5 protein-coding genes and 1 pseudogene are annotated in these 5,921 nt (G+C 61.4%); 4 read left to right on the forward strand and 2 right to left on the reverse strand.

All coding sequences use genetic code 11. The features are described from left to right. A partial coding sequence (locus WB528_RS23410; protein ID WP_423891160.1) for a hypothetical protein occupies positions 1–253 on the forward strand: 253 nt, incomplete at its 5' end. Here the strand turns inward: WB528_RS23410 and WB528_RS23415 are convergent. Continuing rightward, positions 190–378: pseudogene (locus tag WB528_RS23415) on the reverse strand (transposase); the annotation flags it as partial. The gene WB528_RS23410 and the pseudogene WB528_RS23415 overlap by 64 nt on opposite strands. Before the next feature lie 268 nt (positions 379–646). On the opposite strand from WB528_RS23415, the gene WB528_RS23420 reads away from it, so the two are divergent. Further along, positions 647–1,477 carry a hypothetical protein gene (locus tag WB528_RS23420; protein WP_423891151.1) on the forward strand — a complete coding sequence of 277 codons (831 nt, stop codon included), beginning with the start codon at positions 647–649 and terminating at the stop codon, positions 1,475–1,477. 41 nt (positions 1,478–1,518) lie between these two features. On the opposite strand, the gene WB528_RS23425 is transcribed toward WB528_RS23420, so the two are convergent. Then, positions 1,519–2,751 (reverse strand): rhodanese-like domain-containing protein, encoded by a 1,233-nt coding sequence (locus WB528_RS23425; protein ID WP_423891153.1) that lies wholly within the window; start codon positions 2,749–2,751, stop codon positions 1,519–1,521. A 164-nt stretch (positions 2,752–2,915) separates the two neighbouring features. Here WB528_RS23425 and WB528_RS23430 point away from each other — a divergent pair, with 164 nt between their 5' ends. Together WB528_RS23430 and WB528_RS23435 are read left to right on the forward strand one after the other, a co-directional pair. Beyond that, positions 2,916–4,841 carry a PAS domain S-box protein gene (locus WB528_RS23430; protein WP_423891155.1) on the forward strand — a complete coding sequence of 642 codons (1,926 nt, stop codon included), beginning with the start codon at positions 2,916–2,918 and terminating at the stop codon, positions 4,839–4,841. A gap of 157 nt (positions 4,842–4,998) precedes the next feature. Next, positions 4,999–5,778 carry a 2-keto-4-pentenoate hydratase gene (locus WB528_RS23435; RefSeq protein WP_423891158.1) on the forward strand — a complete coding sequence of 260 codons (780 nt, stop codon included), beginning with the start codon at positions 4,999–5,001 and terminating at the stop codon, positions 5,776–5,778. Positions 5,779–5,921: the final 143 nt, after the last annotated feature.

The following is a 5,921-nucleotide window of genomic DNA, read 5'->3' on the forward strand; positions in this document are numbered from 1 at the left end:
GGCGCTCGGCGTCGTCTTCTATCACACAGACTTCCGGCTGCCCGGCGACTGGCACACCGAGTTCTTCGGCGTCTCGACGTTCTTCGTCATCTCTGGCTTCATCACCCGTGATCCCGACGGCGGCGACACGACTGCGCGCGGCTTCCTACCCAGGCCAGCCGGTGAGAAGCCACGACCGGCTCGGTCTCGGGCCGTGATCGCAGCCATCAGTGGCTTGGTCCCGACGATGTTCATGACCCGTGTCAGATTGTAGGCCAGGACCGAGAGAGCCACCTCGGCGGCTACTGTTGGGAGCGTTTTGGTGAGGAAGTGTGTTGCTCCCATGCGGGCCTTCATGGTGCCGCACGGAGGCTCGACTGTCTCGCGACGCTGGCGCATGGCTTGTGGGTTTGCATCAAAGCGCTGCTGCACAACCCTCGCGAGGCCGATCGGCTTTCTAAATTGGCACCCGCACCAGAGCCGAAGCTAATACTTCACGAATTCTGGCCGTATTGTTCTACTGTTTCTGTGCGAGCGTTGGCGTGGTTTCGGTAGGATCGTGGCACTCAGCCGCCGGTTGATGCCCCAGGCGTGCTTGAGGTAGAACAATGCCCGTGAGGTAGAACAATGCCCGATCGAGGCAGTTCCGATTGACGCGGTAGCGATCGTGAAGTGGTTGCAGCAATTCCTTCAGCAGGAATCCAACAACTCCCGCACGGCTTATGGATTGGCGATTGCGGGCCATGCCATTATTGCACTGCTTCTGCTGCTCGGGTTCTTCGAGCGAGTCGAGCCGACTGAGATCGCTGCAATCCCTGTTGAAATCGTGATGGAAAAGCCTGCGGCGGCGGCTTCGTTGCCCTCGGATTCCGCGCCGAACGAGCAGAATCGTCTGTCGGGCATCCCTGCCGTGGCCGATGTCGACAAGCGGGCCAAGGCGCCGATTGCGACGCTGGACGTCAATGGTATCGATCTGCCAAAGCAGCCAGGACACGATGGCGGGGACCCCAGCTCGGATCCGGCCGGGGTCCGCCTGCCGCCCGCCGACGGCGACCTCGCCTCCGGCGCCGCGTCCCTCCCCTCCTGGGCGATTGAACCCACCGGCCTCGCACAACGGCAGACGACGGCGCGCGAGCCGGGCGAAGACGAGCTGACGGCCGTCAAAGAGCAGAAGCTTGAGTGCGGCCGCAAGGCGAAGCGACCGTCACTGGCGGTCGGGATCCGGAACCAGGCGAGGGTGTTGGGCTTCGTCACTGAGGGTCAGGCGCTGGCCATGACCCGATCGAGCCAGCTCATAGCGGACCGGCATATCAATCCGCATTACCTGAGAAGCCAGGAAGTTTTCGCCGAGACACTGGACGGCGCCGGAAAGTTTGCCCTGGCGCTTCCTTCCGGGCTCTCGGTGAATGTGGGCGATGTGATTGAATTTGATCAGGGCCACATCGATCCAGCCGACCCCTGTCAGTACATTCCGAACCTTGCCGTCAGCAATCGTTAATTCCGCCTCAGCCTTGATCGCAACGTCAGCCGACGGGCTTCTCAAATCACGAAGAAGCCGTGGGTGCCGTCGCGCTTGAGTTGTTCAACCAAGCCATATTCCCAATCGAAATAAGCCTGCATCGCATCCCTTGATGCCTCGGTGCCTTCGTAAGGGCGCCGATAGCGGTGCGACGGATCGGGCTTGGGAAAAATCTGCGGCGGCCCGATTTCGAGTGCGTCATCATACCCGCCATCGAGCACGTAGACCTCCCAACCCATCTGCGCGAGCCATGACGCGGTCATGTCGGCGCGAACGCTTCTGTCGTCGGTCAGAAGAATACGCGCGCCACGCACCGGCGCCGCCATATCGATTTCCTGAACGAGCTGGCCGCCTGGATAGTGGCGAAAACCCCTGAGATGCCCGGCCGCATAATCTTCAACCGCACGGACGTCGAAGCGATAGAGCGTGCGCGTTGGTTCGGCTTCGAGCACGGCGGCATCGTGCGGATTTAGATGCCGAACGCCGGCGCGATAGGCGACTTCACGGGCTTTGTCTCTTGCGCCCTCGAACTGACCGATACCGCCGTGGCGGTCGGCGCCGTGTTCGAGCGTCTGGTTGGCGAGCGTCCAGCCCATGGTGCCGTTACGCAGCGCCACCACCTTGTTCGCAACACCGGCATTGATCAGCGACTGGGCGCCAATGATCGATCGGGTCCGGCCGGCGCAATTCACGACGATGGTGGTCCCGGAATCGGGCGCGACATCACCAGCGCGAAGCACCAACTCCGCGCCGGGTACGCTGACCGAACCGGGGATGTTCATGGTCGTATATTCGTCCGGCCGCCGGACATCGAGAATGCGGATATCGGCCTTGTTCGATATCAGCCGGGCGACTTCCTCCGCCGACAATGACGGGGTGTGCCGGCGCGACTCGACCAGTTCGCCGAAGGCTTTCGCGTAGGAATTGACGTCGATGAAAATCTCGAAGCCCGCGCTTCGCCAGCCTTCCAGCCCTCTCTCGAGCTCGCGAATATCGGTGTAGCCCAGCGCGGCAAAATGGTCTGCGGCCTCGGCAACGAGGCCTTCGCCGGCGTCGTAGACTACGATCGGCGCATCCTTTCGCGGAAGCCTTGTCGCGGCCTCGAGCGCAATCCGGCCCACAGCCATGTTGGCTGCAAACAACGGATGACCGGTGGCATAGGCGGCCTCCTGGCGCAGATCGAGCAGCGCAATTTCCTCGCGCAAGAGCAGCCTGCTGCGGGCTTGCGACGGGCTGATGATGGGAAGATTCATGGCCAGGATGGGCTGGAGCGTTGGAAAATCAGCCTTGCACGGTTGCACCGGGCATTTCAACGGGACCAAGGGCGGCCTGCCACAATCGCAGGCCAGACCGGAACTTTTCACATAGCCGGGCGTTTGTTCTTGTTAACTCGATATTTCAGGTAGGGGAATTTTGCGTGGAGCATTCCGAACGGTTCGAGGCCTCGGGGGCGAACGGAGGCCGCTTCCGTATGCTCGTTGATGCGATCACCGACTATGCGATTTACATGCTCGATCCCGACGGGACAGTTACGAGCTGGAATCCCGGCGCCATGCGTTCCAAGGGATACGAGGAATCCGAAATCATCGGCGAGAATTTCTCGCGTTTTTATACCGAGGAGGATCGCAAGGCGGGCCTTCCCAAGCGCGCCCTCGAAGTGTCCGAGCGCGAGGGCAAATTCGAAAGCGAAGGCTGGCGAGTCCGCAAAGACGGCACAAAGTTCTGGGCTTACGTCGTCATCGATCCGATCCGGGACAATGCCGGCAGGCTGGTCGGCTTTGCCAAGATTACGCGCGACCTCACCGAACGGCGTCAAGCGGAACTGGCTTTGCGCGAAAGCGAGGAGCAATTTCGCCTCCTGGTACAGGGCGTCACCGACTACGCGATTTTTCTGCTGAGCCCCGAAGGATACGTCTCAAACTGGAATTCCGGCGCGCAGCGGATCAAGGGATATGCGCCCGAGGAAATCATCGGCCGGCATTTCTCGCGCTTCTATACCGAAGAGGATCGGCACGTCGGCGTGCCGGGAGAAGCGCTTGAGATCGCGGCGCGGGAGGGAAGATTTGAAAGGGAAGGTTGGCGTGTTCGCAAAGACGGGACGCAATTCTTTGCCCACGTCCTCATCGACGCAATTTACCATCCCGACGGGTCGCTTCTCGGCTTTGCGAAAATCACACGCGATATCACCGAGCGAATGAATGCGGAGCGCTCGCTGGAGAAAGCTCGCGAAGCGCTGTTCCAGTCGCAGAAGATGGAAGCGATCGGGCATTTGACCGGCGGCATCGCCCACGACTTCAACAATTTGCTGATGGCCATTCAGGGCAGCCTTGAGCTCTTGCAAAGGAGACTTCCGGGCAGCGACCCGAAAGTCGCGCAGCTGATCGACAATGCTCTTCAGGGAACGCGGCGGGGAGCCGCGTTGACGCAGCGGATGCTGGCCTTTGCGCGCCGCCAGGAACTGAAGCTGATGCCGCTCGACATCCGCGACTCCGTGCAGCGGATGACAAACCTCCTGCAGAGTTCGCTTGGCCCAACGATCCGGGTTGAAACCCATTTCCCTCCGGACCTCCCGGAAGTAAATGCCGACGCCAACCAGCTCGAACTCGCGCTTCTCAACCTGGCCATCAATGGACGCGACGCGATGCCGAAGGGCGGGACCATTACGATCGGAGCGACGGAGCGAACCGATGTGCCGGGTCTGGAATCGGGAAACTACGTTTGCGTGAGCGTGGCCGATACCGGCACCGGCATGGACGAGGAAACGCTCAGACGGGCGATGGAGCCCTTTTTCACGACGAAAGGTGTCGGCAAAGGCACCGGTCTCGGACTGCCGATGGTCCACGGAATGGTCGAACAGTCCGGCGGGAAGCTGCTCCTGAGGAGCAAGCTCGGAGAAGGAACCGCCGCCGAACTCTATCTTCCGGTTGCGCCGCGCGCCAAGGCGCTGCCGGCGCAGAACGCGGACACCTACACTCCCCCCTTCTTCAGCAAGAAGCTTGCGATTCTCACCGTCGACGATGATCCGCTCGTTGCGCTCAACACGTCGGCACTGCTCGAGGAACTGGGTCACACGGTTTACAGCGCGCCGTCCGCCCTACACGCGCTCGACATCCTGCGCCGGGAAAAGAAGATCGACCTGATGATCACCGATCAGTTGATGCCCGGCATGACCGGCTCGGAACTCGCCAGCCGAATCCGGGCAGAGAACTCGCACATTCCGGTTATCCTGGCGACGGGCTACGCCGAATTGGCGCCCGGAGAAGCGGAAGGGCTGCCAAGGCTCGCAAAACCGTTCAGCCAGCGCGAGCTTGCCGAGGCGATCGCCCGCGCCGTGACGTCTTAAAAACGAGCGCATATCCATTCTATCTCTCCGAGAGGCCGAGCGCGAGAACCCACTAGTGGAGTGGATTTGACATTCGCTATACAAACTTGCGGCCGGGTGAGTAACGAATGTCAAATCCACTCCACTCGTGAGGGGTTCCGGAAAAGGGAGAAGCAACATGGACGACACCGCGGCGCAGCTTGCGGCCGAATGGCTTCTGGCCGAACATCAGGCTGGACGTCGCTTCGCGACGTTCGGGCCGCCGGCCGCGCCCACTTCCATTTCGGACGCCTATGACATCCAGGACAGATACGTAGCACTCCTGCGCCGCCGAGACGGAGAGCCGGCGGGCTACAAGGTCGGGCTGACATCGGCGACGATGCAGGCGTTCTGCCGGATCGACCATCCGATTGCGGGCGTCGTGCTCGCGTCGCGCGTGCACCGGTCAGGCGCCAGCATACGGCGATCCGATTACGGCCGGCTCGGCCTTGAGTTCGAAATCGCCGTCCGTATCAAGTCGGACATCTCCGCAACGGCTCATACGGCCGCGACGATCGAACCTCACATCGACGGCGTCGGCGCGGCGATCGAACTGGTCGACGACAGGGCTGCGGATTACACGAGCCTCGACGTGCGCTCGCTGGTCGCGGATAATTCCTGGAACGGCGGCATTGTGCTTTCGGACTTCAAGCCGAGTTGGCCCGATCTGGTGCCCCTGCTCGGGCGCGCCACACAAGACGGCGATCTGATCGGCGAAGGGTATGGACGCGACATTCTCGGACATCCCTTCAATTCGGTCGCGTGGCTCGCCACCCAGTTGGCCACACGCGGCCTCACATTGAAGGCCGGTCAGGTCGTGATGACCGGAAGCGTCATGAAAACCGTCTTCCCCGAACACGACGCCCATTATCGTTTCGAACTTGAGGGATTGGGGCTGGTCGAGGTGCAAGTTTCTTAGGTGTCGACGGCAACTGAGTCGGGGTTTTCGATGTCGTTTCGGAAGTTTTCCGCATTGCTGTTCGTCGCGCTGTTTTCGGCCGCCCCGCTCCGCGCCGAGCCTCCTTCCATCCCCCCACTGCCCGAATTGAAATTCGCCGAGAT

The sequence above is a fragment of the Bradyrhizobium sp. genome, from assembly GCF_049586575.1.
In the GTDB taxonomy this organism is placed as follows: Bacteria; Pseudomonadota; Alphaproteobacteria; order Rhizobiales; family Xanthobacteraceae; genus Bradyrhizobium.

Excerpts from the sequence above, each read along its gene's own strand:
- WB528_RS23425 (WP_423891153.1), bottom strand. The coding sequence starts at position 2,751 with ATGAATCTTCCCATCATCAGCCCGTCGCAAGCCCGCAGCAGGCTGCTC.
- WB528_RS23435 (WP_423891158.1), top strand. The coding sequence starts at position 4,999 with ATGGACGACACCGCGGCGCAGCTTGCGGCCGAATGGCTTCTGGCCGAA.